Source organism: Thiocapsa sp., assembly GCF_035467215.1.
Classification (GTDB): Bacteria; Pseudomonadota; Gammaproteobacteria; order Chromatiales; family Chromatiaceae; genus Thiocapsa.
Genome location: NZ_DATITZ010000232.1, coordinates 1 through 4,147 on the forward strand (window position 1 = coordinate 1; position 4,147 = coordinate 4,147).

Consider the following 4,147-nt stretch of genomic DNA (forward strand, 5'->3'; position numbering starts at 1 on the left):
AAGGTCGGCAAGAAGGCCGGCAAGAAGGCCGGCAAGAAGGCCAAGCCACCATGCTCTTGAGCCTGCTCGCGGCCAAATTCGGCCCGCTCGGCGAAGCGGATCGGCGGCGTATCCTCGACGCAGATGCCGAGACCCTCCTGCAATGGTCCACGCGCCTCCTCAGCGCGCGATCCCTTGACGAGGTTTTCGGTGCCGGCTCTCGGCCCGACTCGGAGCACTGAGCCGGCGTGTCCAAGGTCGAAACCCGCAGATGAATCAAACCCGACCCCAGGACCGTGGGTCGGGCTTCAGCCCGCCAAGCCCGTAGGGCGGCAACCCCTTGCCGCCGAGACCTCTCAGGCAGCACCAAACGCCCGAGCGAGCCGGAGACCTCGACTCCGGGTCCCCTCCGGGCACCCTCAAGCGAGCCCTCGAAGGCATCGACACCGTCATCGTCATCCGTGCCGCGGCGCTCAAGCAGGTCCCGGCCGCCGAATACAACCCCTTCGAGTTCATCAAGACCAACATCCTCGGCGCCCAGAACCTGGTCGATGCCTGTCTGGACAGCGGCGTGAAGCGGGTCATCGCGCTCTCCACCGACAAGGCCGCCGCCCCAATCAACCTACGGCGCCACCAAGCTCTGCTCGGACAAGCTCTTCACCGCCGCGAACAACGTTCGCGGGCATCGCGCATCCGCTTTGCCGTGGTCCGCTACGGCAACGTCATGGGCAGCCGCGGCTCGGTCATCCCGCCCACGACGGCGAGATCTTCGTCCCCAAGATCCCCAGCTATCGCATCATGGATGTCGCCGAGGCCATCGGTCCGGAGTGCGAGCGCCCGATCATCGGCATCCGCCCCGGCGAGAAGATCCATGAAGAGATGATCACCGCCAGCGACAGCTTCAACACGGTCGATCTCGGCCCGTACTTTGCCATCCTGTCGCAGTCGGCCAAGTACAGTCGCGAGCAATACTGTGACCTCAACGGGTGCCAGCCGGTGCAGGAAGGCTATGCCTACAACAGCGGCACCAACCCGGATTTCCTCAGCGTCGTCCAGATCCGCGACCTGATCCGCGAGCACTTGGACTCAAGCTTTTCGGTCTAGACTGATGCCTGTCGTCCTGCGAACGGATGGTCTCAAGTGCTTCTTCTATGCCAACGAAGGCAATCCGCGAGAGCCGGCGCATGTCCATGTCCGTCAGGCGTGCATCGAGGCAAAATTCTGGTTGACACCCATTGTCCAACTGGCGCGCAATGATGGCTTCGACGCGCCCAGCCTGCGTCGCATCGAGCGCTTGGTCAGGCAACATCGAGAATGTTTTCTGAGGGCTTGGAATGAATACTTCGCCTAAGCGCGTTTGGACGGATGCCGACAACCTCTGGGTCGAGCTCGCGGACGGTCGCACCCTCGGCGTTCCCTTGGTCTGGTTCCCACGGTTGCTCGCCGCGACACCACAACAGCTTGCCGAGTACGAGCTCAGTGCGAGAGGCATGCACTGGGATGCGCTGGATGAAGACATCTCCATCGAAGGGCTACTCGCTGGCCAAGGCGATCTCACCCACCATCGTCGTCAAGTCGCTTAGCCAACGCCCGAATACGCGAAACCCTGCCCCATGATCCCTTACGGCCGCCAAGACATCACCGAAGCCGACATCGCCGCGGTCGAGGCCGTTCTGCGCTCCGACTTCCTCACCCAAGGTCCGGCCGTCCCGCGCTTCGAGCAAGCTGTTGCAGCCAAGGTCGGCGCGGCCCACGGCGTCGCCGTCAATAGCGCCACCAGCGCCCTGCACATCGCCTGCCTGGCACTCGACCTCGGACCCGGCGACCGGCTTTGGACCTCGCCCAACACCTTTGTTGCTTCGGCCAACTGCGCACGCTACTGCGGCGCCGAAGTCGATTTCGTCGACATCGACCCGCGCACCTACAACCTCAGCGTCGAGGCATTGGCAGCCAAACTCGAACAGGCCGAAACGACCGGAACCCTGCCGAAGATCATTGTCCCGGTGCACTTCGCCGGGCAGCCGTGCGACATGCAGGCGATCGCTGCTCTAGCCGAGCGTTACGGCTTTCGTATCATCGAAGACGCCTCCCACGCCATCGGCGCCCGTTGCGACGGCGACCCCGTCGGCAACTGCCGCTACAGCGACATCACCGTCTTCAGCTTCCACCCGGTCAAGATCATCACGACCGGGGAGGGCGGTCTGGCCACGACAAACGACCCGGCACTCGCAGAACGCATGGCCCGCCTGCGCACCCACGGCATCACCCGCGATCCGGCCCACATGCAGGGCGAGCCCGCCGGCCCCTGGGACTACCATCAGATCGAGCTCGGCTTCAATTACCGCATGACGGACATCCAAGCCGCCCTCGGCGCAAGCCAATTGCAGCGGCTCGATGACCATGTCGCTCGCCGCGAGGCGTTGGCCGCACGCTACGACCAGCTCTTGGCCGATCTGCCGGTCCTGACCCCATACCGCGACCCGCGCCATCGCTCCGCGCTCCACCTGTATCCGATCCAGATCGACGACGCCGCCGGCCCGAACCGCCTCGCCGTCTTCCAAGCCCTGCGCCAAGCCGGCATCGGCGTCAACCTGCACTACATCCCCGTGCACACCCAACCCGACTACCGACGCCTGGGCTTCAAGCATGGTGACTTTCCCGTTGCCGAGGCCTACTACAGCCGCGCCATCAGCCTGCCGCTGTTCCCGACCCTGACCGAGCCGCAACAGACCCAGGTCGTCGATGCCCTGAGCGCAGCGGTGCAACATCGCCGACAGCCAGCGTCCGGCTGACGCAACCGGACGCCCACGTCCAGCAGTCGCCGGCTCGGCACAGCTCTAGTCAACCGACGATGTTGGCCGACATGCTCGGCTCATGACCAGGCTCGGGAGAGCGGAGACAGGGTCCCTCGTCATGCGACGGGAGCGGATATCACCGACCGACCGTATGAAGACACCCAAGACATCGAGATCACGTCGGCGCGATCCCACCCACGACAGCGGTTACAAGCTGCTCTACAGCCACGCCGCCATGGTGCGCGACTTGCTGCGCGGCTTCGTGCCCGGCGCTTGGGTCCACGCGCTCGACCTCGGGACCCTCGAGCGCTGCAGCGGAAGCTATGTGACCGACGATCTGCGCGACCGCGCCGACGATCGCGTCTGGCGCCTGCGTTGGGGCTCCGACCCTTGGCGATCTCAGCGAGGTGTATCACATGCTGGCGGAGAATTTGGAAACCTGGACCGATCAGTGGAAACGAGAAGGCTTGGAGCAAGGCTTGGAGCTAGGCTTGGAGCAAGGCTTGGAGCAAGGTCGCGAGGCAACTCGCCACATCTTGGTCCGTCAGGTGCGACGCCGTTTTGGTCCGACGATCGCCGAGCAGACACAACTGCTGCTTGCGGGCATCGCCGACCTCCAAACATTCGAGGACCTCGGCGAGCAACTGCTCATCAGTCCCGACGGGGACGATTGGTTGAAGGCAGAGCGGGACAAGATCATCGGCGACGAAGACTAGGCCCCTGCGCTTAGATCCATGGTCCACATGCCGACCTGTTCATGCCGGCTGATTTCGCTGGTTCCCAAGCTCTGCTTGGGAACGAGGGGAACTGTCGTTTTCGATCCCGAGCTGGAATACTTTCACAATCTCCCCGGTACTCGCTCCCACGCTCCGCGTGGGAGCGAGTAGGTAATGAGCGTGGGCGCGAGTAGCCTAGCCCTCAGCCCTGGGGCTCTAGCGTCCCCGGCGAAGCGTAGGCTAATGGATACCATTCAGGCTGCATCTGCATCGGAGATCAACGCTATGGCCCTCACCATCGTCAACGAAGAAGTCGAGAGGCTGGCGCGAGAGTTGGCGAGCCAAACCGGCGAGCCGATCGCGCAGCTCATCCTGGCTGCCCTGCAAGAGCGTGCAGGTCGGCTTCAGCGCCAGCGCAGCGAGGTGTCCGCGATCGCTAGGATCCGACAATCCAGGGCGAGGTGTGCGCAGTTGCCCGACCTCGATCCGCGATATGCCGAGGATATTCTGGGCTACAGCGCAGATGGAGCCTTCGATCCGTGGTGATCGATAGCTCGGCTTTGGTCGCGATTCTCCTCGGCGATCCCGAGGCCGAGCGCCTGACGATCGCTTTGGCCGCGGATCCGATGCGCTGCATCAGCGGGCTTTCCGTCTTGG

At 64.0% G+C, this 4,147-nt stretch carries 5 protein-coding genes and 2 pseudogenes; all 7 read left to right on the forward strand.

What is annotated here, in order from left to right:
* Positions 1–319: 319 nt before the first annotated feature.
* Positions 320–1,083, forward strand: a pseudogene (locus VLR48_RS13110) (polysaccharide biosynthesis protein).
* Positions 1,084–1,087: 4 nt separating this feature from the next.
* Positions 1,088–1,330, forward strand: coding sequence for a DUF4160 domain-containing protein (locus VLR48_RS13115; RefSeq protein ID WP_325292223.1), 243 nt, complete (start codon positions 1,088–1,090; stop codon positions 1,328–1,330).
* Positions 1,314–1,562 carry a DUF2442 domain-containing protein gene (locus VLR48_RS13120; RefSeq protein ID WP_325292224.1) on the forward strand — a complete coding sequence of 83 codons (249 nt, stop codon included), beginning with the start codon at positions 1,314–1,316 and terminating at the stop codon, positions 1,560–1,562. Before VLR48_RS13115 ends, VLR48_RS13120 begins: the two co-directional genes overlap by 17 nt.
* 30 nt (positions 1,563–1,592) lie before the next feature.
* Positions 1,593–2,771, forward strand: a complete 1,179-nt coding sequence (gene pseC / locus VLR48_RS13125; RefSeq protein WP_325292225.1) for a UDP-4-amino-4,6-dideoxy-N-acetyl-beta-L-altrosamine transaminase — start codon at positions 1,593–1,595, stop codon at positions 2,769–2,771.
* Positions 2,772–3,009: 238 nt separating this feature from the next.
* Positions 3,010–3,090 (forward strand): annotated as a pseudogene (locus VLR48_RS13130) (hypothetical protein); the annotation flags it as partial.
* Between the two features lie 100 nt (positions 3,091–3,190).
* Positions 3,191–3,490 (forward strand): transposase, encoded by a 300-nt coding sequence (locus VLR48_RS13135; protein ID WP_325292226.1) that lies wholly within the window; start codon positions 3,191–3,193, stop codon positions 3,488–3,490.
* A gap of 285 nt (positions 3,491–3,775) precedes the next feature.
* On the forward strand, positions 3,776–4,036 hold the full coding sequence (locus tag VLR48_RS13140) for a type II toxin-antitoxin system VapB family antitoxin (protein ID WP_325292227.1): 261 nt from the start codon (positions 3,776–3,778) through the stop codon (positions 4,034–4,036).
* The last annotated feature ends 111 nt before the right edge of the window (positions 4,037–4,147 follow it).

Bases quoted from the DNA above. Each gene is read 5' to 3' on its own strand.
- VLR48_RS13115 (WP_325292223.1), top strand. From the start codon at position 1,088: ATGCCTGTCGTCCTGCGAACGGATGGTCTCAAGTGCTTCTTCTATGCC.
- VLR48_RS13120 (WP_325292224.1), top strand. From the start codon at position 1,314: ATGAATACTTCGCCTAAGCGCGTTTGGACGGATGCCGACAACCTCTGG.
- pseC (WP_325292225.1), top strand. From the start codon at position 1,593: ATGATCCCTTACGGCCGCCAAGACATCACCGAAGCCGACATCGCCGCG.
- VLR48_RS13135 (WP_325292226.1), top strand. From the start codon at position 3,191: ATGCTGGCGGAGAATTTGGAAACCTGGACCGATCAGTGGAAACGAGAA.
- VLR48_RS13140 (WP_325292227.1), top strand. From the start codon at position 3,776: ATGGCCCTCACCATCGTCAACGAAGAAGTCGAGAGGCTGGCGCGAGAG.